Genomic DNA, 24,632 nt, shown 5'->3' with positions numbered 1-24,632 from the left:
TTATTGAAAGCTCCCATAAGACATAAGTTTATTGTATCTTTTTTGCAAATAATCCTTATCTTCTAGTATTTCTTTTATGCTTCGTATCACATATTCTTTAAGTGCTTTGACAGCTGAATCTTTATCCCTATGTGCTCCAACTTTTGGCTCTAAGACTATATCATCAATCAAACCTGCTTTTTTTAATTCATTTGGAGTTATTTTCATTGCTTGTGTAGCACTTTCTATCTTTTGTGGATCATTCCACAATATAGCCGCACAGCCTTCAGGTGAAATAACGCTAAAGACCGAATACTCCATCATAGCAAGTCTATCTGCAACGCCAATAGCCAACGCTCCTCCACTACCACCTTCGCCTATTACTATTGAAATAGTTGGAATCTTCAATTTGCTAAACTCTTGTAGATTCTTAGCTATAGCTTCGCTTTGTCCCCTCTCTTCAGCTCCAACTCCGGGATATGCCCCTGGAGTATCTACAAGCATTAAAAGTGGTATATTAAACTTTTCTGCCATTTTGGCTACTCTTAGAGCTTTTCTATATCCCTCAGGGTTTGGCATACCAAAATTTCTAAAAATTTTATTCTTCGTGCCCCTACCCTTTTCTTCGCCAATTACCATTATTTTCTGTCCATCTATATTGCCGATATAACACACAATTGCATGATCATCGCTAAAATGTCTATCGCCATGTATTTCATACGAATCACTAAGCATAGCAGAAATATAATCTAAAGCATATGGCCTATCAGGGTGTCTAGCTAGTTGCAATTTTTGATAATCTGACAAATTAGAATAAATTTTTTCAACTTCCTTTTGCAAATCATTTTGCAAAATTTCAATAGCATGAGTATCATTTTTTAATTGTGCTGTAGCTATGCTATCTTGTATTGTTTTTATTTTAGATTCAAAATCCAAATAAACAGACACTTTTATTCCTTATATTTTTTTAAAAATAATAACTCCATTTGTGCCACCAAAGCCAAATGAATTACTCATTACAGCATCTACTTTTGCCTCTCTAGCTACATTTGGAATATAATCTAAATCACAATCTGGATCACTCTCTACTTGGTTTATCGTAGGTGGTAATATCCCTTTTTGCATAGCCATTATAGAAATAACAGCCTCTAAACCGCCTGCTGCACCAAGACAATGTCCAATTTGACCTTTAGTAGAGCTAACAGGAGGCACATTTCCTCCAAATACTCTCTTTAACGCCATAGTCTCATACATATCATTATATTTTGTGCTTGTCCCATGTGCATTTATATAGTCAATTTTTACATTTGCCATTTCTAATGCCATTTTCATAGCCCTATATGCACCCTCGCCCTCTGGTGCTGGTGTGGTTATGTGATTTGCATCTCCACTCTCTCCAAAGCCTACAATTTCAGCATAAATAGTAGCACCTCTAGCCTTAGCACTCTCATAGTCTTCAAGAACCAAAGCAGCAGCACCCTCACCCATGACAAATCCATTTCTTTGTGCATCAAATGGTCTTGATGCAAGTTGTGGCTCATCATTTCTATCTGATAGAGCCTTCATAGCAGCAAACCCGCCTATACCAACACCACATATAGCAGATTCTGAAGCGACAACCAACATTCTATCAGCCAAATTTAACTTTATAGTCTTTACAGCTTCACTAATCCCATGAGCACCAGCAGCACAAGCAGTTACACTAGAAAGATTCGGTCCTTTTAAATTAAATTCAATAGAAATAAATCCACCAAGCATATTTACAAGTGATGAAGGTATGAAAAATGGCGAAATTCTCTTTGGTCCTCTTTGTTCATTTATAACTGAATTTTTTTCTATATTAATAAGCCCACCAATACCAGATGCAGAACTAATACCAAACCTATCATAGTTAATACCATTAAAATCTATTAATCCACTATCTTCCATAGCTTCTTTAGCAGCTTTAATGCCAAGATGTATGAATCTATCAGCCTTTTTTACTTCTTTAGCATCCATAACAGAATTTGGATCAAAATTGGTAATTTCAGCTGCAATTTTTACTGGAAACTCACTAGCATCAAAAGAGGAGATTGTTTTAACTCCACATTTTCCTTCAACAATAGCTTTAAAAGAATCTTCTCTATTAAGCCCCAACGAATTAATCATACCAATACCACTAACAACAACTCTTCTCATGTCTATATGATCCTTAAATTGTAATTTATAGAATTTTGTAAGATTCGTATGCCAAAAGGCATACTATAATTTAAGATTTTGCTTTTTCTATATATGCTACTACATCGCCTACAGTTACAATTTTTTCTGCATCTTCATCTGGAATTTCAATTTCAAACTTTTCTTCTAGTGCCATAATAAGCTCAACAACATCTAAAGAATCCGCACCCAAATCATCAACGAACTTAGATTCTGGCTTAACCTCTCCGTCATTTACATTTAATTGCTCAACAACAACCGCTTTTACATCATCAAAAACTGCCATTTAGAACTCTCCTAAATAAAATTTTGTCTTAAACATGCTATTCTAGCTAAAAAATTCTTAAACTTTTTTACATATATAATCCGCCATTTACTTTTAAAATCTCGCCTGTTATATAGCTTGCATAATCAGACAATAAAAACGCTATACAAGAAGCAACTTCTCTACTTTCTCCAAACCTACCAAGAGGGATATTTGAATAATAATTTTGCTTTATTTCTTCTTTTAAAGATTCTGTCATATCGCTTTTAATAAATCCAGGTGTTATGCAGTTAAACCTTATCTCTTTGCTACCGCCTTCTTTAGCAAAAGATTTTGTCATAGCTATCATGCCACCCTTGCTTGCTGCATAGTTACATTGACCAATATTGCCCATTTCACCAACTATGGATGATATATTAACAACGCTTCCATAACCTTGCTTTCTCATATGCTTTAAAGCTTCTCTACAACCAATAAAAGCTGATGTTAAATTGCAATTAATCACAGAATTAAAATCTTCCACTTTCATTCTTATAGACAATTTATCATTTGTGATTCCAGCATTATTTACCAAATATGCCAACTCTCCATCGCTTTTATTAATGATATTAAAGGCTTCTACAAACTGCTCTTCATTTGTTGCATCAAAGCAAATTACAGCAACTTCTCCGCCGTTTCTCTCTATTTCTTCTTTTAGTGCATCTGCTATTTCAGGGTTTGAGCGATAGTTTATCCATACCTTTAGCCCAAGTGATGATAAGAATCTAGCACTCTCTGCACCTATGCCCTTACTAGCACCAGTTATTAATACATTTTTACCACGAAATTTCATCTTACATTCCTTAAAATTAAAAATTATACCAAATTATATGTAATGCTTAATTTTTGCCCACTCTCTTCTATATTTATTATCTCTAGCCCTTCTAGTTTTAAATATTTAATAGAATCAAATGTTTGTATATTATTTCTTGCACATTCTCTTAGCAGAAGTCCTCTGTAATGTTTTGCATAATGGCTTACACTTTTACCATTTTTTATAAAGTTTAGCTCACAAATTTTGAAGTCTTGTGGTAATTTTAGGCACTTCTGATAGAATCCAGCCCTTAAATCAAGAACAAAATTGCTTTGTGTCTTTAATTCTTCTATGTAATTTTTTGCATTATTAGCATAAATATCTTTGGTCTTAAAAGTATATTCTCCACAAGCAAATCCTTCTCCTTGCTTTAAATCATAATAAGGTATCAAATCACAAGCTCTAAGAATCCCAAATAAGTTTGAAAATATAAAAACTCTGCCATTAATATATTCTTTCTCTTTTTTATTAAGAGATTCATATCCTAGTGCCTTAAATGCAACTCCGCTATATCTTTCTATTGCTTGTAATAAAGGAGTATTATTAATATTCTGTAACAATACAAGCTCATCTAGCACAATATGTTTTACGCCAAGCATTTTGGATATCTCACCTTCGCTATTTTCCCTAAGGCACTTAATATAATTTTCCACTATCCTAGCTATATCTTTTGTTAAAAACTCTTTATAAAAGCCATCAATATGTGGAATCTCATTTTTATGTGTTAGCTCTTTTTTCTCACTTGGAGATAGTAGAATTATCATTAATTACCCCTTTTTTGATACAATAGCCATTAATTTCAAAGAGGAGATTATAATGAAATTATTCTTCAAATTAGAATCTTATTTTTATGCGTTATATATGTTTTTAATAGCAGTTGTAGTTGGAGCTCTAGTTGCTTGTGGTGCATTTAGTGCGCCTAGTATATTTCGTGCTGCAAGTATTGTAGAGGGACTAGATATAAGCATTTTGCAATCTGGAATCTTAATGACATCTATTTTTGTAAAGCTAAATGTCCTATTAAACATTGTCGCTATTTTTATAATTATTTATGAAATATTGACACTAAGGATAAATAGAAATGTTTTTGCACCAATTTTAGGATTCATTAGTGTTATATTGATATTTTTATTTACAATGTATTACACGCCATATATGCTAGAATCTCAACTACTAGGAGAAGATGGGATTGCAAATAGTGCATTTGATAATATGCACAATCAATCAGTGCTAGTTTTTAAAAGCTTAATGGCTACTTTATCTATTTTATTTATTTATAGGATTCTAAAAAGACAAGCATAAATGCTTGTCTAATATCTATTACAAATATACTTAAAGCTACAATATTCACACACTTGTCTTTTATCTGTAAGAGTGAAACTTAACTCTTTTATCTCTTCTATATCATTCAATATTTTTAATAATTCTTGCTCTTCTTTTTCTAGCTTAGATTCATCATAGTATTCTATTTTTGCATTATAAACATCATAGATTCCAACTTTTATATTTTTATTTGGGAAGAATCTTTGTGCGGCTAACTTATAAAATAGCATCTGAAAATCATGGCTACTTTTTATGTTGTTTTTTTTGTATTTATAATCTAGCACTAATATTTCATCACCTCTTACATCAATTCTATCAATCCTGCCTTTTAGAGTTATCTTCCCAATATCAATAGTAAATTCTTTTTCCAAAAACTTGGGCATATATCCACTTTTATATCTCTCTTCTTCATTTAAAAGTAAGTCTTTTACATATTTTTTTGCCAAAGATACATTAAATTTATCAAGCTCATTTTCGCCATATTCATCTATAAGTCTAAAAACTTCTTGTGATAAGAGATTGAAATTGCCATGCTTTAGAAAATTCACAAACCCAATGTGCAAAGCATTATGAATCGCATTTGATACATGCTCTCTAACTTCTTTATCTTTTAAGCCTAGTATATATTTATAATAATATTGCCTTTTACAATCCAAAAAAATCTTCAAACTAGTTGGGCTTATAGCCTTGATATTTAGCACATCTACAATTTCACTATCGCTATATTTATAGAAATTATTTTTTACAAAATAATCATCATATTCCTTTGAGGCATTGTGGATTTTTCCACAAAAGACATCTTTATCAAGCAAGAATCTAGAAGGCTTTGTATCATCATTATTTATTGTATAAATTATTACTTCTTTTGAGTTTTGTAAAATATTTAAATAATATGATTTTTGTAAATTTTCTCTATCTAGCTTCGTTGGTAAAGAGGCTTCTTTTTTAATAGTTGTGTTTAAGAAAATATCTTTATTGCTAAAACTTGGCACAACACCCTCTATAAACTCTGGCATTATGACATGGCTAAAATTAATATCCCTACTCTCTAATATCCCTATAACCTTGATTCTACCACCACCTACATCATCTATTGTATATTCTTCGATATATTTTAAAAATGACAAAACAATTTCTTTATCCAATTGTGCAAAATATGGAATCATTGGCTTAAAATACTCCCAAGATTCTTGGATTTTTTTAATCACAAATAAATCTTTATTGTCGTTAAATTCACTAATGAATCTCAAAAAAGATTCAACATCACAAATTTCATCAGTTTTTAATTTTAATTGTTTAAAAATCCGTGTATCTTTTAGCTTTATGCCCATTGCATAATTAAAATTTCTAGCAGTATCAAATAACTTTAGATATGCTACAAATTCTTCATTTGGCAAAATAACACATATATCCTCTGGTGCAACGCCACTCTCTAACCAACTATCAATTTGAGCAAAGATTGCTCCAACTAATGATACTTTGTTACTAAACTCCATTATTAAAGGCTGTTTGTGTAATTGTATATTTTTTTTAGCTTTTATCGATACCTTAGAATCTCTAACTAAAAACTCAACCAATCCACAATCAATATCCATACCAAATAATCGTTCATAATAAGTTTTACTGAATTTATTTATTTTAATTTTTAAGATTATTGGTTTTATTTCTGAGAGTTCGTAAAATATTTTGCATTCAAACTTAGATAAAAACCCAGAGATAAAAACTTGTAATTCATCATAATTAGATAATAACTCGACATTTATCTTATAGTCTTCAACGAAATATTTATCATACAAATTGTTTTCAGTTAGCTTTTTGTGATAAATTCTAAAAATATCTTTTAGAATTTTTAAATGATCTTCATAAAAAGCATAAATATCAAATTGCTCTAAATATTCTATACTCACACATTCAGCACATAATTCATCGTAAAATTTCAAAAAAAAATCAGAATTAGATAAAAACTTAGAAAAATTACTAGCAAACTCACCTAAACTATGCGTATTGCATTCTTTGATAGATTCATACAAATAAATTCGTCTTAGAATATCAGGTATTTTTATTTTTCCATCAACTCTTAAAATAGTTTCGAAAAACTCACCTAAAGTCTTCGAATCTGGTAAAAAAGAATTATCAAAATTCTCTAAAAAAAACTGCTTTCTTGCTCTATTACTGGAAAAAATATAAAGATTATTTGACATCTAAATTGATTGTTTTATTATGTTTGTAATATTTTCTACGCTAAACCCAAAATAATCAAACAACACTTCTCCATTAGCACTAGCACCAAAGCCATTCATTCCTATTACTTTATGTGCAAATTTATACCACTCCAATCCCCTACTAGCCTCTATTGCAACAACATAGCCACTAAAGAGAGAATTAATATAAGTTAAATCCTGCTCTAATAATAAATCATAACATGGCACACTTACAACCCTCGTGCTTATTCCTTCATTATTTAAAGATTCTGCACTCCTTAGCGCTATATGTACCTCACTTCCACTAGCTAGAAGAGTAACCTTCGGTTCTTTGGAATCTTGCTTTATATATGCACCATACTTTAGAGATTCTGTACTTACTTCATCTAGTAATGGGAGATTTTGACGACTTAAGACAAATCCACAAGGGGAGTTTAGATTCAATGCTACTTGCCAACAAGCTATATTTTCATTAGCATCAGCAGGGCGGAATAAATAGAAATTAGGCATTGATCTATAGTGGCTTATTTGTTCTATTGGTTGATGTGTAGCTCCATCTTCGCCAACCCCTATACTATCATGCGTCCAAATATAAAATTCTCTACTTTTCATAAGAGAAGCGATTCTAACACTAGGCAACAAATAATCACTAAAGACAAAAAATGTAGCACTAAAAGGAATAAAGATTCCATAATTAGCTAATGCATTTGAAATTGCACCCATTGCATGTTCTCTTATACCATAGTGCAAATTTACGCCATTAGGGAAATCTCCGCTATTTTTTAATTCTGTATTATTTGAAGGTGCTAAATCAGCACTACCTCCAACAAAGCCGGGCAATGCTTTTGAAATAGCATTTAAAATCTCTCCATTACTAACCCTAGTAGCCATATCTTTTGTGAATTTTGGATATATAATGGAGCTAAAATCAGGATTAAACATTGAATCTAGCATTGATTTTTTTGGATTATTTTTTAGAGATTCTTCCCATCTTTTATGCTCCACAAGACCTATTTCAGAAACATTTGCAAACCTAATAGCAACAGAATCTTTAATGTCAAATTTTTTATCTTCAAAGCCTAATGCTATCTTTGATTCTCTTATTTCATCATCTCCTAAAGGTGCTCCATGTGCTTTATGCGAACCGCTTAGATTCACAGAACCTTTTGCTATTGTAGTATTTGCAATAATTAAAGTTGGCTTATTGCTTGATTTTGCCTTTATTAAAGCATTATCTATTTCATAAAAATTGTGTCCATCTATTTCTATAACGTTCCAAGCTTGAGCACAAAAACGCATTTTTATATCTTCGCTCCAAGCTATACTTGTATCACCTTCGATTGTTATATGATTTGAATCATAAATCAAAATTAAATTATCCAAACAATGATGACCTGCTAGAGAACAAGCCTCATAAGAGATTCCCTCTTGTAAATCCCCATCGCCACATAAGCAATACACATTATGTGAAATAATCTCACTCCCAAGTATATTTTGTGCCATTTTAGACGCCATGGCAAAGCCAACTGCATTTGCCACTCCCTGCCCTAGCGGTCCTGTGGTAATATCAACGCCTTTAGTATGTTTATACTCTGGATGTCCGGGAGTTTTGGAGTTAAGTTTTCTGAAGTTTTTTAAATCATCTAAAGATACATCAAATCCCCATAAATGCAACAAACTATACAATAAAGCACTAGCATGTCCGCCACTAAATACAAGCCTATCTCTATTTATCCACTCTGGTTGTTTTGGGTTTAGCTTTATATGCTCACTTAGCACTACTGCTATATCAGCCAATCCCATTGGAGCTCCGGGGTGTCCGCTATTTGCTTCTTGCACCATATCTGCACACAAGAATCTTAGTGTATCTCCCATTAGTTTATAATCTTGTATTTTATTATTATCTAGCATTATTTCCCTTTTATATTTTTCTAATTTGTTTACTACATACTTTACAACTAAAAACAGCACCTTCTTGTATTCTTTTATGAACATCTAAAGGAACTAAATGCACTTTATTTGGACACTCACAACCATATTTTTCTTTTTCTTCTACAAAGTCATCTTCAATTTCTCTTGCAGGAAGTTGACATGTATTACGTCTGAATTTTTCAATTTGCATATCTTCTTTTAAAATATGTTCTAATAGCCATTTTTTAGCTATTACTCCTAGTTGAGTTTTTAAATCATTTACATTTCTTATATTTGTTACAGATACTGTCATGTCTCGTATTATTTCTCTGTGCTTTGCTTTATGTTGCTCTAAATATGGATAATAGATAGAAGCCATATATTGTTCTTCATCTTTAAAATGTTCTTGTGTGTATTGTAAAAGTTCTCTTAAAATCTCGATAATTTCTTCTTTTGAGGTCTGCTTATTGGTTAGTGCATAAGCTCTTCCTGCAATTTCAAACAATTTTTTATGTTGCTCATCAATTCTATCATTATGAACACTAATATCCTTACTCCACACAGGCAACATTACAACCTCCTTTTCACTCAACTGCAATTTTACAATAATGATAATAAAATAAACTTACATTTCATTCAACCTAACTCTCCCTCACTTTTAAATACGGTTCTTAAATATCCATTCTCGCTTAACATTACATATAGCTGTCCTAATACTTCCTTTTTGTTCTCATCAGAAATTTGCACACTATCATCTATTTTTTGCTTTAAGATTCTTTCTATTTCTTTTGTATCGTAATCCAAATCATCAAGCACATCTAAGATAGTTTGAGCTTCTAGTAAATTCTCTATCTCATAGCCATCTTCTTCATCATCAAACACTACACTAAATTCAGTTGGGTGTGTAAATAGATTATGTCTCATGCCAAGAACTTCTTGATAAGCACCAACTAAGAAAAATCCCAAAAAATACTCTTCTTTATTGACATCAATATCATGTAAAAACAATGGGGATTCGGTATTAAATCCTATCTCACCATCGCTATCGCAAGTTATATCCCATAAACTAGCACTTCTTGTTGGCTTTTTATTAAGTCTATCTAGCGGGATAACAGGGAAACTCTGTGATAATCCCCAATAATCAGGCAAACTCTGAAAAAAGCTACAATTAAGCAAATATCTCTCTTGAACTTGCTCTTGGATTCGTATTATGTCTTTATGGTTTTTATGTTTTAGAATCTTTATTACTTTTTTAATGATTAAATGCACTAAAACTTCAGTGTTTGAACGATCTTGCAAATCAATATATCCCAAATCAAAAAGAGTAAGAAGAGATTCCATATGTTCAAATGAATCATGTAAATACTCAATAGCATATCTTTCATTAATTGTATTATACAAATCCAACAGTTCCTCAACTAGTGGAGGATTCACATCTTTTAAGTGCAGTGCTTTTTCATCGTATTCTTGTGAGAATAGCTCTAAAACTGGTGCTATAAGCACAGAATGACTGGCTGAAACATATCTACCAGATTCTATAAAAATATCAGGTTCTCTTTCTTTTTTGTTTTTAGCTATTTCTTTTAGAGTAAATACAACATTCCCACTAAATTCAGCTAATGTGTAGTTTCTATTTTGGTGATTTTCATGTTGAGTATATTCAACTGCTAAACCACCTCCTATATTTACTGCATTTAGATTCTTGGCTCCCATTTTTCGAAGCTCTGCATATATATTACCCGCTTCTCTAAGCGCCTTTTTAAGTGGAGCAATATCGCTAATTTGACTACCTATATGAAAATGAATCATGCTAAATTGTTCTATTAATTTATTTTTCTTTAATAACGAAATAGCTTCTACAAGCTCTGTTGCAGTAAGTCCAAATTTAGAATTAATACCACCACTTTTAGCCCATATACCAATCCCTGCACTATGCAACCTAATTCGTAATCCTATTTTAGGATAAGGTTTGCCCATTGTTTTGGCAACTTCTATAATAGTTTCAAGCTCATTTAAACCCTCAATAGTGAGGGTAATATCATGTCCCATTTTGGCAGCTATAAAACCTAAAGAAATCATTTCTTTATCTTTAAATCCATTCACAGTTATTGGGCAATTATCATTAGTATAAGCCATTGCAACTATTAGCTCTGATTTACTTCCAGCCTCTAAACCATAGCAACGATGCTCCATTAACTTTACAAGAGGCAAGACAAAATTAGGATAGTGATTAACCTTTAGTGGAAATACTGCCTTAAATTTACCCTTATAATGATGCTCTTTAATTGAATTTTCAAAATTTTGAAATATCTTTTCTACTTGCTTTTTTATTAAATGTGGAAATCTAATTAAAAGTGGTCCTCTATATCCCTCTTCTCTAACTTTTTTTACAATATCAATTAATGCTGGTTTATTTTTATAATTAACCTTAACCTTGCCATCTTCGATTATAAAATCATCTCCAGCCCAATAATTAATACCATAATCAACCATTGCCATAACCTTTATTTATAAGTCAAAGAGAGAATTTTATCACAAGAAAAAGAGTATTTAAAGAGAATTTAAAAAACAAGGAGAGATTCCCCAAGAAATTGGGGAATTAAGCTAGTATATCCAATGCACTTTGCATCATATTATCTTGTGTCTGTATAGCTTGTGCATTAGCTTTAGTAGCATTTTCATTTACTACATTATTCACCATCTCTTCAGATATATCTGTGTTAGAAGTTTCTAACGCACCGCTTCTTACACCTGTTGAAGGACTAGTGAAACTACCAAAAGGATTATATCCTTGACTACTTGAAATTGGATCCATTATAAACTCCTTTTTAATGGCTTTTGCATAATTATTGCATGTTTTTTCTAATATTTTTTTGAATCTCTTCTACATCATCAAAATAAATCGTATGCTCCCCTATGATTTGATACTTTTCATCACCTTTTCCAAGCACTAACAATATTTCATCATGCTCTAAATTTTCTATTGCACATTTTATGCTATCTGCTCTATTTTCATTTCGCACTATTTTCAGTTTATCCCTTAGTGTATTTGGGATTCCAGAATATATATCTTCTATTATGTCTAGCGGATTCTCACTTCTTGGATTATCGCTTGTTATATATATCTTATCTGCATATTTAGAGGCTACATAGCCCATTTTAGGTCTTTTTGTCCTATCTCTATCTCCACCTGCACCAAATACCACAGAAATTTTCCTATGCAAAAATGACTGAAATATCTGCTCCATGCCATCATGTGTATGTGCAAAATCAACAATAATTAGTGGCTTTTGAGAGACAACTTGCATTCTACCTAAAACACCCCCAAAGTTCTCAAACTTCAAAGCTATATCTTGTAATGGAGCATCTAGCAGAATCTTTACTGCACCAATACTTGCTAATGCGTTATACAAATTATGCTTACCAAAGAGTGCAAATTCAAAGGTGGCTTCCTCTTTTCCGTATGAGATTTGAGCTGTTATACCATCAACTAAAGAATATGCCTTCACACTAAAAGTAGCAGTAGATTCAATACCATAAGTCATTGTATTTTGAAATGGATATTTAGCGTTTGTATCATCTTTATTTATGAGCTTTTTTGTATCACAATCATTTAAAAAGCTATTTTTTGTATCTATGTAATTTTGTAAAGTCTTGTGATAATCCAAATGATCACTTGTTATATTAGTTAGAATCTTTAGTGCAAATTCCAAGCCCTCAATTCTTTTTTGCACTATTGCATGTGAACTAACTTCCATTACAAAATAATCACAACCTTCATTTTTTGCTTCATTAATTGCTGTGTATATCTCAAGCAAACTAGGCGTTGTAAGCCCTTTATCTCTTTTTTTTATCTCATTGATAAAAAACCCTCTAGTCCCAAGTAACCCAACTCTATAGCCAAAATCAAGCAACAAAGAATATATCATAGCAGCTGTTGTAGTCTTCCCATTTGTGCCAGTAATTCCTATGATTTGCATGTCTATATTTAAGTATTTTGATAATTCTTGTGGTGTTATAAAATAAACAAAACCTCTTTTTTTAGCCTCATTTAGGTATCTCTTAGAACTATCTGTAATCAAAAATGCAGTATCTTTAAAATCATCTCTAGAATCATCGCTAATATATTTAAATAAATCAGATTCTACGGCTACTTTCATAAATCTTTCCTCTGTATAATCTTCTTGTATAGTTTCATAAATTCCTTATCAAAATACAAAATATTTCCCGTATTTTCAAAATAATTAATAGCTACTTCCTCATAGCCAAATTCAACTAGATTCCTAACGAAATACAAAAATTCATTTTTATTGGTAAAAATAATCTTGGAACTAAACATTAAATTTTCAAACGCTTCTTTAAAACCAATATCATTCACAATTTTCTTAAAATCGCTATACAAGATTCCATCGCTTTTATCAACATCAATTTCTCTCAATTTATCCATAACCTTATTTAGTTCAGATACATTTCTATCAAAACTCTCTATCATGTTTATTATGTTTTTTTCCAATCCTATACCTTTGGACTTTTTACCAACAAAATAATATTCATATAATGCCCTTGCTTCTTCTTCATAATCAAGTGCCATATCACAAAGCATACATAATGCCCGTAATTGTGCTAATTCTTTTAGTTTATTATCAAACTTTGAATCGCAAGTTGTATTATTGTAAATATCATTATATAAGTATGAATATGTATTTAGTGCTTTAATATACTCTCTATTTAGAAATGCTTTCTTTGCTTTGTTTTTAAAATAATACCTAGACATTTTTTCCTCTAAACTTTATTTTAATATATCGATAATTATTGAACATTTACTAATTCTATATCCGGGTGTATTTCGTTTTTTAATGCTCTTTCAATGCCGAATTTTAAAGTTTGTGAGCTACTAGGACAGCCCTTACAGGCACCCTCTAACCTAACATAAACCTTTCCTTCTTCAACTTTTAATAAAGTTACATTGCCTCCGTCATTTATAAGCATAGGACGAACCTTATCAATTACTATTTCAACTGGCTTTAAAAGCTCATCATCACTAAATGGCAACATATAATTCTCCTTGTTTTTAATGCTTTTTGCCGATAATAGCTTTTTAAACTTAATAATTTTTTAATTTATTTTTGCAAATGCTCTAAAATTTCATAAATACTATATGTCTTTAAGAAAATTTTATAAAAAATTTTCTTATAATCATCAAACATTAGGTTTTAGGGTATTTTAGTTGTGCTATTTAGCACTATTTGTTCTACTTTAGGAGGGTTTTTATGCAAAATGATGAAGTAGTAATTCAGAGTTATTTAAAGGTAACTTCTGAAAGAAAAAAAAGAAGAAATCCAGCAAAATGGGATAAATGGCAAAGCATCACTGGTGTGGTTTTAGCTATTTTTATACTTTTCCACATGTGTTTTACTTCTTCTATACTTTTTGGCGTTGATGCGTTTAATGCAGTTGTTGCATTTTCGGAAGGTTCATTTATTTTTGGCGGTCATGGGATTCCGTTAATTACTACCTTAGTTGTAATTGTTATTAGTGCATTTTTTGTTGCACATGCATTCTTGGCAATGAGAAAGTTTCCAGCAAACTTCCAACAATTAATGATTTTCAAAACTCATAAATCATTAATGAAGCATTGCGATACTACGCTTTGGTGGATTCAATTCATAACTGGTTTTATGCTTTTCTTTATGGGTGGCGCTCACCTTGTTACTATTTTATTTAACTCTACAAGCATTAATGCGCTAACTTCAGCAGCTAGATTTGTAGAGGGCAATTTAGCAGAATTCTATTTAGTATTACTTGTAGTAATGGTATTACACGCTAGTATAGGATTGTATCGCGTTATTATAAAGTGGATTCCACTTGAAGCACCTACCACAGCAGAGAGCAATGTAAAGAGAAAAAATGTAAAAGTTGCTGTGTTTGCAATTTTTATAATTCTTGGCGTAATTGCCTTTATAGCTGATTTTACTTGGATTGCATTAGGCAAGAGTTTATAGGGGGTATTTATGAAAATAGTATATTGCGATTCGTTAGTTATTGGTGGAGGTCTAGCAGGGCTTAGAGCAGCAGTTGCCTGTCAAGAAAAGGGGCTTAGCACGATAGTTTTAAGTTTAATTCCAGTTAAAAGGAGCCACTCGGCAGCAGCTCAAGGAGGTATGCAAGCCTCACTAGGAAATTCAAAAATGAGTGATGGAGACAATGAGGATTTGCACTTTGCAGACACTGTTAAAGGAAGTGATTGGGGTTGCGACCAACAAGTTGCTAGAATGTTTGTAACTACTGCACCAAAAGCTATTAGACAGCTTGCAGCTTGGGGTGTGCCTTGGACTAGAATTAAAAAAGGTGATAGAACTGCGATTATAAATGCACAAAAAACAACAATCACAGAAGAAGACTTCAGACATGGTTTAATCCATTCAAGAGACTTTGGTGGAACAAAAAAATGGAGAACTTGCTATACAGCTGATGCTACTGGACATACAATGCTTTTTGCAGTGGCAAATGAAGCACTAAAGCATGGTGTAGATATACACGATAGAAAAGAAGCAATAGCAATTATCCATAAAAATGGCAAGTGCTATGGCTCCATCGTAAGAGATCTAATCACAGGAGAGCTAATTGCTTATGTAGCAAAAGGAACTTTGATTGCAACGGGCGGATATGGAAGAATCTACAAAGATACTACAAATGCGGTAATTTGTGAAGGTATAGGAACTGCAATAGCATTAGAGACTGGTGTAGCAAAGCTTGGAAATATGGAAGCTGTGCAATTCCACCCAACAGCACTCTTCCCAAGTGGAATCTTGCTTACTGAAGGTTGTAGAGGTGATGGCGGTATCTTAAGAGATGTAGATGGTTACAGATTCATGCCAGATAAAGAACCAGAGAAAAAAGAGTTAGCAAGTAGAGATGTTGTATCTCGTAGAATGATTGAGCGAATCAGAGAAGGTAAAGGCGTAAAATCCGTATATGGTGAGCATTTATGGCTTGATATTTCAATCCTAGGTAGAAAGCATATTGAAACAAACTTAAGAGATGTACAAGAAATATGTGAATGTTTTGCAGGAATCGATCCAGCTGAAAAGTGGGCTCCAGTTAAGCCAATGCAACACTACTCAATGGGCGGAATTAGAACTGATTATAGAGGTGAGACTGCACTAAAAGGTCTATTCTCTGCAGGTGAAGCTGCTTGTTGGGATTTACATGGATTTAATAGACTTGGTGGGAACTCTGTATCAGAAGCGGTTGTTAGTGGCATGATTATTGGAGATTACTTTGCTGAAAGTTGCCAAAATGCTTATGCAGACATTGAAACTAAGCTTGTTGAAGAATTTTTACAAAAAGAGCAAAACTATCTAAATAGCATTTTAGAAAACAACGGCAATGAAAATGTCTTTGAAATCAAAAACAGAATGAAAGAAATTATGGGCGATAAGGTTGGAATCTTCCGTGATGGACCACACTTAAAAGAAGCAGTAGATGAGCTTGAAGAACTTTATAAGAGATCTAAAAATATAGGTATCAAAACAAAAAGACTTTCAGCAAACCCAGAGCTTGAAGAAGCCTATCGTGTGCCAAAAATGCTAAAAATTGCACTATGTGTTGCAAAAGGTGCGTTAGATAGAACAGAATCAAGAGGAGCACATAGTAGAGAAGACTATCCAAAAAGAGATGATGTAAATTGGCTCAAGAGAACTCTAGCTTCTTGGGAAGACCCAAATCAAACACTTCCTACGCTAACTTATGAGCCACTAGATATTTCTACAATGGAGATTGCACCTGCATTCCGTGGATATGGTGCTAAGGGTATGATTATAGAAAACCCTGAAAGTCTAAGAAGACAAGAAGAGATTGATAAAATAAGAAGCGAAATGGAAGCACAAGGTAAGGATAGATATGAAATTCAAGAAGCATTAATGCCATTTACCTTACAACCTCAATACAAAGCTAAAAACGAGAGAATAGGAGATAAACAATGAGTGGAGCAGTAGAAAATAGCGGAAGAGAACTAACTATTAGAGTTTTAAAGTTTGATCCAAATAGTGCGGTCTCAAAGCCTCACTTCAAAGAATACAAACTAAAAGAAGCGCATTCTATGACAATCTTTATTGTTTTAAATATGATTAGAGAACAATATGATTCTGATCTTTCTTTTGACTTTGTATGTCGTGCTGGAATCTGCGGAAGTTGTGGAATGATGATAAATGGTCGCCCACGACTTGCTTGTAGAACTCTAACAAAAGATTTCCCTGATGGCGTTATTACGCTTATGCCTTTACCTGCATTTAAGCTAATTAAAGATTTATCTGTGGATACTGGAAATTGGTTTAATGGTATGAGCAAAAGAGTTGAGAGCTGGATTCATGCACAAGAAAAAAATGAAGAGCATATGAGCAAACTTGAAGAAAGAGTGGAGCCCGAAGTAGCGCAAGAAGTTTTTGAGCTTGATAGATGTATTGAATGTGGTTGTTGTATCGCTTCATGTGGAACTAAGCTAATGCGTGAAGACTTTGTAGGTGCTGCTGGACTAAATAGAGTAGTAAGATTCATGCTTGATCCACATGATGAAAGAAATGATGATGATTACTATGAATTAGTAGGTGACGATAATGGCGTGTTTGGTTGTATGAGCCTACTTGCTTGTCATGATGTATGCCCTAAAAATCTACCGTTGCAAAGCAAAATCGCTTATCTAAGACGCAAAATGGCTAGTGTAAATTAGTCTTAAATCCCTTTTTTAGGGATTTAAAAACTTATTTATCTTTATCATAGTAAAATCCAAATTTTTCTTTTCATAGAGAGGTGTCCGAGTGGTTGAAGGAGCACGCCTGGAACGCGTGTAAGGTGTAAGCCTTCGAGGGTTCGAATCCCTTCCTCTCTGCCATTTATAGCTTCTATCCTAAGCTTGAATCTACTCCTAACTTCATATGTTAAAATAAACAAAAACAAAGTCAAACAAATGAAAGAAATCACAAACAAGCGAAAAATAAGTTATAACGATATAAACATAAGCAAGAGTTACCTATATGCTGTATTTTAATGCATTACAAAGTATTAAATATAAACAACACAAAAGTCATGCTTGATAACAAAGAATCTATCTTGGAATGTAGATAAGGAATCTTTATTGCAAGGAAAGTTAGAGTTTCAAAGGTTAAAGAAAATTCAATATAGCTTTGCAGATGGGCTTTTAGATACAAAAATCTTAATCTACCAAGCAGATATTTTTAATGAAGATTTTGCAAATACACACCATATAAATAATTAAGAAAACTTATAAAATCTATTAATAGCTTACATACTGCTAATTGATACAAGCAAAGCAATATCTAAAAGCGGATTTTTTATGTAAAATTACAACATTATTTTCTCACAAGGATTAGGAATGTTGTATTTTTACATTAAGGTATTTCATATTATCTCTATGGTGTCTTGGATGGCTATGTTGTTTTATCTTCCAAGATTATTTGTATATCACGCAGAAAACAAGGACAATAAAGGATTCTGCGATGTTGTAAAGATTCAAGAATATAAACTTTTTGCATTTATAGGCTATCCTGCACTTATCGCTACAATAGCCTCTGGCATAGGACTAATAGTGCTAGATCCTTCAATTATGAAAGGTGGTTTTATGCATGCTAAGATAACTTTGGTGCTTATATTATTAGCATATCACTTTAGCTTATATAGATATTTGCTTCAATTTAGAGATGATAAATGCAACAAAAGCGGTAAATTCTTTAGAAACTACAATGAAGTGCCAACGATAATTTTGATACTAATTACAATCTTAATTGTTCTAAGACCTTTTTAAAGAAGTAGCATGAAAGAAAATAACAAACTATGGGGCGGACGATTTAGCTCAAGTAGTGCAAAGCTACTAGAAGAGTTTAACACTTCTTTGCCATTTGATAAGAGACTATATAAGCAAGATATAAAATGCTCAAAAGCACATGCAAAAATGCTAGAGAAATGCGAGATTATTAACACAAAAGAAAAAGACTTAATAATAAATGGGCTAGAAACAATAGAATCTTTAATAGATTCTGGCGAGTTTAAATTTTGTATATCTGATGAAGACATACATATGGCAGTAGAAAAAAAGTTAATAGAACTAATAGGAGATTCGGGCAAAAAGCTACACACCGCACGAAGCAGGAATGATCAGGTAGCAGTTGATTTTAGATTATTTGTGCTAGAACAAAACAAATACATAAGAAGTCTGCTTATAAATCTAATTGAAACACTAATAAATATATCGCAAAGCCATACAGACACTATTATGCCAGGTATGACACATCTCCAACATGCTCAACCGGTAAATTTTGCATTTATCCTTTGTGCTTATGTAAATATGTTTATGCGAGATATACATAGGCTAGAAGATTCATATAAGCAAAATAATTATTGCCCACTAGGCTCTGCTGCTCTAGCTGGGACACCATATAATACAGATAGATTCTACACTGCTAGAGAATTAGGATTTGCCTCCCCTACTTTAAATGCTATGGACAGCGTTAGTGATAGGGACTTTGCACTAGACTTTCTATATAGCTTAAGTGTAATTGTTATGCATATTTCAAGATTCGCAGAGGAGCTAGTATTATGGAGTAGTAGTGAGTTTGCTTTTATAACACTTAGTGATTCTTATTCTACTGGTAGCTCTATAATGCCTCAGAAAAAAAACCCAGATATACCAGAACTACTAAGAGGTAAAAGCGGTAGAGTGTATGGAAACTTAATATCTTTGCTAACAACACTAAAAGGGCTACCACTTGCATACAATAAAGACACACAAGAAGATAAAGAGTGTGTATTTGATAGCCTAGATACCATAGATATATCACTAAGAATCCTAAATGATATGTTAAAAGAAATAACAATAAACAAACAAAACATGGAAAACGCTTGCAAAATGGGACATCTAACGGCAACTGATTTGGCTGATTTTTTGGTGCAAGCAGTAAAAATACCATTTAGAGAAGCACATCATATAGTAGGCAAAGTAGTAGCATACGCTGAATCGTGCAATAAAGACTTAAGCGAACTTACAGAAGATGAACTATGCAAAGTAGATTCTAAAATACCACAAGAAGCTCACAAAGTGCTAGATATATATACTTCTATGAATAGTAGAAACTCTTATGGAGGCACTTCAACTGCCTCAACACAAGCACAAATACAAAGCATAATAGCATGGCTAGAAATACATAAAATAGGACTATAATGGAAAAACAACAAGAAATAATATCAATGTTTGACAACATAGCAGATAGCTATGATATAACAAATAGAATCTTAAGTTGTGGAATTGATGTAATATGGCGAAATAAGGCATGTAGTTTAGCGTTCCAAAATATGCAAACTAAAGATAATATAAATATCATCGATGTAGCATGTGGAACTGGAGATATGATAATAAAATGGCAAGAAAATGCAAATAAAAACAATATAAATATAAATAATATAAAAGGCATAGACCCAAGTGAGAAAATGCTACAAATCGCACAAAAAAAGCTCTCCAATGTAGAGTTTATAAAAAACGAAGCTACAAATATACCACTAGAGAGTGAAAGTGCAGATATTATTTCTATCTCTTATGGTATACGAAATATAGTGGCAAGACAAGAAGCTTTAATAGAGTTTGCAAGAATATTAAAAAAAGGTGGAATCTTAGTAATTTTAGAATTTACAAAAAACCAAAATCCAAGCCTACTGGAAAAATGTGCAATGTTTTATACAAAGAAGATTCTACCTATTGTTGGTGGTTTGGTATCACAAAATTATAAAGCATACAAATACCTGCCAGATTCAATAGAGGAGTTTTTAAGCACACAAAAACTAAACGAAGAACTAAAGGAAAGTGGATTTACACCACTATACACAAAGGCTTTTTTAGCAAATATTTGCACATTATTTGTTGCCAAAAGAGACTAGCTAGAACTTAAAGCCTCATATACCGCTAGAGCCTTTTGTTCTCCTAGTGCAATTTCTAACTCTTTTAGACTTGCTTTATGCACAGATTCAAAGTCGCCAAAATAATCTAAAAGCCTCTTTTGAGTAGCCTTACCTATGCCCTTTATCTCTAAAAGTTTACTTTGTTGCATTGTTTTTTGTTTTTGTTTTTGGTGGAATGTGATTGCAAATCTATGTGCTTCATCTCTTAGCTTCTGTATGAACATCAGCCTTCTATCAGAGCTTACAAGCTTATATTCACCATCTTTGCTACGCAAAATATCATTAGCCCTTCCCTTAGCACGATAGGCTTTGGAATCTAACTTTTCTTTAGATATTGATACTACTTCTAAATTTACACCTGCTTTTTTTAATAATTCTAATGCAATATTAATCTGCCCTACTCCACCATCTAGCACCCATAAATCAGGTGGTGGATTTTCACTAAAAGATTCTATTCTTCTGCTTAGCATTTCACGCATTTGAGAATACTCATCTTTAAAATGCAATAAATAATGTCTATAATCCTCTTTAATAAAGCGATCATCATACACAACCATAGCACCAACACATTGCTCTCCCTTGTGATGAGAAGTATCAAACACTTCAATTCTATAAGGCCTATTTTGAAGAGAGAATAATTCTTGTATGTCTTTTGTTATCTCATCATCTTTATTGCTAATCCTTAATGCCTCTTGTGCATTACTTAATGCAAGAGTGCATAGTCTCTTTTTATCACCACTTTTTGGATTTATTATTTGTATTTTTTTATGGAATCTATTCTGTAAAAAATCCTCAAGCCATGCAAGACTATCACCAAAATCAAAAGGAACTAGAATTTTTTTTGGCACAAATGGCAAGGATAAACTATAATAATTAATCAAAGCTTGTGTGTATATCTCTAGCTCATTTATTTCGTATTGGCTTTTTATTGTATTTGTAGTGCTTGATACTATTTTGCCATTTCTTATAAAAAACTTCACAAGAGCACCTTTATTCCCCAAAGACAAAAATGCAAAAACATCTAAGTCCTCCAAGCTAGGAATCTCAACCATACTTAGTTTGTTTATTCCCTGTATTTTTTGGATTCTATCTCTATAAATCATTGCCTCTTCATATCTCATGGCTTGTGAGTAAAGATTCATTTTTTCTTCTAGTATTTTTAGAATCTTTTTTGGATTGTCTATACATTCTAGTGCGTTAGATAGTATTTTAGAGTAGTCTTCTTTTGTTACTTTGCCTTCACACGGTGCAAGACATTTTTTGATTTGATAGAACAAACATGCCTTCTTACCTTTTAGGCAACTTTCTTTTTGTATTAATAAAAAGGATTCATAAATTGAATCTAATAATGCCCTAGCACCAGTGGTATATGGACCATAGTATTTTAGATTCTTATCTTTTAAAACCTTTCTTGTAAGATAGATTCTAGGGAATTCCTCATTTAGATTCACACACAAATATGGATATGTCTTATCATCTCTAAGTAAAATATTATATTTTGGCTTTAGTTGCTTTATTAGTGAGTTTTCTAATATCAATGCATCATGCTCATTTTCTAGCACTATATATCTAAGGCTTGTAGTTGCATTTAGCATGTGGATTATTCTTTGAGATAAATTTGGTGCAGGAGATAGGTATGGAGTGAATCTAAAATAACTCTTTACTCTATTTTTAAGATTCTTAGCTTTACCCACATATAATAATCTGCCATCTTTATCATGGTATTGATACACTCCACTTTTATTTGGCAAACTCTTAATGCTCTCTAATAAATCCACTATCTGCCTTCATGCTCTAAATTATCCAAAATCCTCTCTCTAATCCTCTCAAAAATATCATACAATTCACCACTTGCAAGATTTTCAAACTCCCCTTCACTCTTTTCATTAAAGGATTCCCCTATTATCTCTCTTGTGATATTTATTGCTTGTTTTTGCTCATAACAGATAATGTCATCTATGCCTAGTAGCATTTTTTTATTTGCTTGAAATAGTTTTAAGCCATTCATTATTTCTTTTTTTTTATACTTGAACTCAAGCTTAAATTGGGAATGTTTGCAAACTATATACAACTTGCTATTTTTTACATATACATAACTTATTCCCGCTCTTATGCTACTTACAATATATGGCACAAATTTCCATGCTTCTATATTGTAATTAAGCTTACTATAACAAGGAGAATTAAAAAGATTATGCAAAACTTCAGACGATTTTTTCATGTAATTATTATATCACAAATCATACTTCTAAGCCTTAGTGGTTGCGGTTTTAAAGCTGATCCTTATAGAGAGGATACACAAATACAACGATAGGAATCTATATGAAATATGATGTGATTATTGTAGGTGCTGGAATTGCTGGGCTATATGCTGCACTAAACTTGCCAAAAAACTTAAAAGTCCTAATTTTGTGCAAAGATCAACCATGGGAATGTAACACATTCTATGCACAAGGTGGAATTGCAGTTGCAAAAGATATAGATGATATCCCATTACACATACAAGATACTCTAAATGCAGGTGCTGGGCTGTGCAATAGAGAGATAGTAGAGACACTAAGCAAAGAAAGCCTAGAAGTCTTAGAAGACTTGATAGCTAAAAATACACCATTTGATAGAGATGAAAATGGTAATCTTCTATTTACAAAAGAAGCAGCACATAGCACTGCTAGAATCATACATGCAGGAGGAGATTGCACAGGTAGAGCAATACATAGTCATCTAATATCACAACTAAATCACACATTATGGAAAAATGCCACCGTTACAGAACTGCTTATAGAAGGAGATACATGTTGTGGTGTGAGTGTTTTAACCAAAAGAGGAAACTATAATCTATATGCCAATAATGTAATTTTAGCAAGTGGCGGTGTTGGAGCATTATTTAACTACCACACAAACGCATATACAATATCAGGTGAATTACACGGAATGATCTTAGAAAACAACTTAGAATTACAAGATATGGAGATGTTGCAATTCCACCCAACCGTATTTACAAAAACTCAACACGCAAGAAAGCTACTCTTAAGCGAAGCACTAAGGGGCGAAGGTGCAAGAATAGTTGATTATTGGGGAAATAGATTCTTGTTTGATTATGATAAAAATGGAGAATTAGCACCTAGAGATAAGGTTGCAAGATCTATTTTTGACTACAAATTAAAACTAAAAGAAAAGAATCTAAAAGAAGAAGAATGCGAAATATACCTAGATTTATCTCCATTTTCTAAAGAGTTTTTCTATCATAGATTCCCTAATATTGCTAGGAATCTTAGCTCCTTTGGATATGACTTACCAAATGATAAAATCCCAATTTCTCCAGCATTTCACTACTGCATGGGCGGGATAAAGGTAGATAGCATAGGAAAGGTTATAAGAATGAATAATCTATATGCCATAGGAGAGTGTGCCTGCACAGGGGTGCATGGTGCAAATAGACTTGCATCAAACTCCCTACTAGAAAGTCTAGTCTTTGCCAAAAGGGCTGCACAAAATATAATCCACAATAATGTTGAATTAAATTTTAGAGAGTTCCCACTTCATTTGCAAGTATTGCAAAAAGAACAAGATGAGAATCTAAAAGCCATACTAAGAAACATAATGTGGGAGAAAGTCGGCATAATCCGCAAAAAAAGCGGTCTAAATGAAGCATTAGGAGGAATCTATGTAATGCTACAAAGCAACATAGGAAGACTCCTAAAACTACGCCTACTAACTGCTAAAAATATAGTTGAATCAGCTATTAAGAGAGAAGAATCAATAGGAGCTCATTATAGAATCTAAGCACACTTTATTTTCCTCTTATAAGAATTTAATTGTCTTATACTTATTATTTTAGTTACTAAAATTGTGCTAATTTTGTATAAAATATAACCTCGCTTTGTATAAGCTTAAGCTATTTAGATTAGCTTTCCTACTCTTATGCAAATAAGATTCTCCA

24 protein-coding genes and 1 tRNA gene are annotated in these 24,632 nt (G+C 32.4%); 10 read left to right on the top strand and 15 right to left on the bottom strand.

The genetic code is table 11. The features are described 5' to 3' along the window. The 5 genes from accA to PF021_RS03185 form a co-directional block, all read right to left on the bottom strand. Positions 1-927, bottom strand: a complete 927-nt coding sequence (gene accA, locus PF021_RS03205) for an acetyl-CoA carboxylase carboxyl transferase subunit alpha (RefSeq protein WP_271020955.1) — start codon at positions 925-927, stop codon at positions 1-3. A gap of 9 nt (positions 928-936) precedes the next feature. Further along, positions 937-2,157, bottom strand: coding sequence for a beta-ketoacyl-ACP synthase II (locus tag PF021_RS03200; protein ID WP_271020954.1), 1,221 nt, complete (start codon positions 2,155-2,157; stop codon positions 937-939). A 70-nt stretch (positions 2,158-2,227) separates the two neighbouring features. Next, positions 2,228-2,461, bottom strand: a complete 234-nt coding sequence (acpP, locus tag PF021_RS03195; protein ID WP_271020953.1) for an acyl carrier protein — start codon at positions 2,459-2,461, stop codon at positions 2,228-2,230. Between the two features lie 67 nt (positions 2,462-2,528). Beyond that, positions 2,529-3,272, bottom strand: coding sequence for a 3-oxoacyl-ACP reductase FabG (fabG, locus tag PF021_RS03190; protein WP_271020952.1), 744 nt, complete (start codon positions 3,270-3,272; stop codon positions 2,529-2,531). 23 nt (positions 3,273-3,295) lie between these two features. Next, positions 3,296-4,057 carry a YaaA family protein gene (locus PF021_RS03185; RefSeq protein WP_271020951.1) on the bottom strand — a complete coding sequence of 254 codons (762 nt, stop codon included), beginning with the start codon at positions 4,055-4,057 and terminating at the stop codon, positions 3,296-3,298. A gap of 52 nt (positions 4,058-4,109) precedes the next feature. On the opposite strand from PF021_RS03185, the gene PF021_RS03180 reads away from it, so the two are divergent. Continuing rightward, positions 4,110-4,595 carry a DUF4149 domain-containing protein gene (locus PF021_RS03180; RefSeq protein ID WP_271020950.1) on the top strand — a complete coding sequence of 162 codons (486 nt, stop codon included), beginning with the start codon at positions 4,110-4,112 and terminating at the stop codon, positions 4,593-4,595. 8 nt (positions 4,596-4,603) lie between these two features. Here PF021_RS03180 and PF021_RS03175 read toward each other — a convergent pair whose 3' ends face one another. The 8 genes from PF021_RS03175 to PF021_RS03140 form a co-directional block, all read right to left on the bottom strand. Beyond that, positions 4,604-6,817, bottom strand: a complete 2,214-nt coding sequence (locus PF021_RS03175) for a RecB family exonuclease (RefSeq protein ID WP_271020949.1) — start codon at positions 6,815-6,817, stop codon at positions 4,604-4,606. Continuing rightward, positions 6,818-8,728: a transketolase gene (gene tkt, locus PF021_RS03170; RefSeq protein WP_271020948.1), complete on the bottom strand. Its 1,911-nt coding sequence runs from the start codon at positions 8,726-8,728 to the stop codon at positions 6,818-6,820. Between the two features lie 10 nt (positions 8,729-8,738). Then, positions 8,739-9,299 carry a bacteriohemerythrin gene (locus PF021_RS03165; RefSeq protein ID WP_271020947.1) on the bottom strand — a complete coding sequence of 187 codons (561 nt, stop codon included), beginning with the start codon at positions 9,297-9,299 and terminating at the stop codon, positions 8,739-8,741. Positions 9,300-9,364: 65 nt separating this feature from the next. Then, complete coding sequence (gene speA / locus PF021_RS03160) at positions 9,365-11,221, bottom strand: arginine decarboxylase (RefSeq protein ID WP_271020946.1); 1,857 nt, start codon at positions 11,219-11,221, stop codon at positions 9,365-9,367. A 106-nt stretch (positions 11,222-11,327) separates the two neighbouring features. Next, entirely contained in the window at positions 11,328-11,543 is a 216-nt protein-coding gene (locus PF021_RS03155) for a flagellar basal body rod C-terminal domain-containing protein (protein ID WP_271020945.1), read from the bottom strand. Positions 11,544-11,574: 31 nt separating this feature from the next. Next, on the bottom strand, positions 11,575-12,888 hold the full coding sequence (locus PF021_RS03150; RefSeq protein ID WP_271020944.1) for a UDP-N-acetylmuramoyl-L-alanyl-D-glutamate--2,6-diaminopimelate ligase: 1,314 nt from the start codon (positions 12,886-12,888) through the stop codon (positions 11,575-11,577). Further along, entirely contained in the window at positions 12,885-13,502 is a 618-nt protein-coding gene (locus PF021_RS03145) for a hypothetical protein (RefSeq protein ID WP_271020943.1), read from the bottom strand. Before PF021_RS03145 ends, PF021_RS03150 begins: the two co-directional genes overlap by 4 nt. 35 nt (positions 13,503-13,537) lie before the next feature. Continuing rightward, the gene (locus PF021_RS03140) at positions 13,538-13,783 is read right to left on the bottom strand and encodes a NifU family protein (RefSeq protein WP_271020942.1); all 246 of its coding nucleotides are present in this window, start codon (positions 13,781-13,783) and stop codon (positions 13,538-13,540) included. A 215-nt stretch (positions 13,784-13,998) separates the two neighbouring features. Between PF021_RS03140 and PF021_RS03135 the strand changes: the two genes are divergently transcribed. The 8 genes from PF021_RS03135 to ubiE all read left to right on the top strand — a co-directional run bounded on the left by PF021_RS03135 (position 13,999) and on the right by ubiE (position 20,671). Continuing rightward, the gene (locus PF021_RS03135; protein WP_271020941.1) at positions 13,999-14,730 is read left to right on the top strand and encodes a fumarate reductase cytochrome b subunit; all 732 of its coding nucleotides are present in this window, start codon (positions 13,999-14,001) and stop codon (positions 14,728-14,730) included. 9 nt (positions 14,731-14,739) lie between these two features. Next, positions 14,740-16,713, top strand: coding sequence for a fumarate reductase flavoprotein subunit (locus PF021_RS03130; RefSeq protein ID WP_271020940.1), 1,974 nt, complete (start codon positions 14,740-14,742; stop codon positions 16,711-16,713). Then, positions 16,710-17,456 carry a fumarate reductase iron-sulfur subunit gene (locus tag PF021_RS03125; RefSeq protein WP_271020939.1) on the top strand — a complete coding sequence of 249 codons (747 nt, stop codon included), beginning with the start codon at positions 16,710-16,712 and terminating at the stop codon, positions 17,454-17,456. The genes PF021_RS03130 and PF021_RS03125 overlap by 4 nt, the downstream gene beginning before the upstream one ends. Positions 17,457-17,530: 74 nt before the next feature. Then, positions 17,531-17,618 (top strand) — tRNA-Ser (locus PF021_RS03120). A 198-nt stretch (positions 17,619-17,816) separates the two neighbouring features. Further along, entirely contained in the window at positions 17,817-18,002 is a 186-nt protein-coding gene (locus tag PF021_RS03115) for a hypothetical protein (protein WP_271020938.1), read from the top strand. A gap of 117 nt (positions 18,003-18,119) precedes the next feature. After that, positions 18,120-18,548: a protoporphyrinogen oxidase HemJ gene (gene hemJ, locus PF021_RS03110; protein WP_271020937.1), complete on the top strand. Its 429-nt coding sequence runs from the start codon at positions 18,120-18,122 to the stop codon at positions 18,546-18,548. Between the two features lie 9 nt (positions 18,549-18,557). After that, positions 18,558-19,961 (top strand): argininosuccinate lyase, encoded by a 1,404-nt coding sequence (gene argH, locus PF021_RS03105; protein ID WP_271020936.1) that lies wholly within the window; start codon positions 18,558-18,560, stop codon positions 19,959-19,961. Beyond that, a complete protein-coding gene (ubiE, locus tag PF021_RS03100; protein WP_271020935.1) occupies positions 19,961-20,671 on the top strand; it encodes a bifunctional demethylmenaquinone methyltransferase/2-methoxy-6-polyprenyl-1,4-benzoquinol methylase UbiE in 711 nt (236 codons plus the stop codon). Before argH ends, ubiE begins: the two co-directional genes overlap by 1 nt. On the opposite strand, the gene uvrC is transcribed toward ubiE, so the two are convergent. Together uvrC and PF021_RS03090 are read right to left on the bottom strand one after the other, a co-directional pair. After that, a complete protein-coding gene (uvrC, locus tag PF021_RS03095) occupies positions 20,668-22,473 on the bottom strand; it encodes an excinuclease ABC subunit UvrC (protein WP_271021004.1) in 1,806 nt (601 codons plus the stop codon). The genes ubiE and uvrC overlap by 4 nt on opposite strands. After that, positions 22,470-22,700 carry a hypothetical protein gene (locus PF021_RS03090; protein WP_271020934.1) on the bottom strand — a complete coding sequence of 77 codons (231 nt, stop codon included), beginning with the start codon at positions 22,698-22,700 and terminating at the stop codon, positions 22,470-22,472. Before PF021_RS03090 ends, uvrC begins: the two co-directional genes overlap by 4 nt. A 314-nt stretch (positions 22,701-23,014) precedes the next feature. On the opposite strand from PF021_RS03090, the gene nadB reads away from it, so the two are divergent. Continuing rightward, entirely contained in the window at positions 23,015-24,475 is a 1,461-nt protein-coding gene (nadB, locus tag PF021_RS03085; RefSeq protein WP_271020933.1) for an L-aspartate oxidase, read from the top strand. Positions 24,476-24,632 lie beyond the last annotated feature (157 nt).

The organism is Helicobacter ibis (genome assembly GCF_027859255.1).
Lineage (GTDB): Bacteria > Campylobacterota > Campylobacteria > Campylobacterales > Helicobacteraceae > Helicobacter_D > Helicobacter_D ibis.
This window is presented reverse-complemented; position numbering and strand designations above follow the sequence as displayed.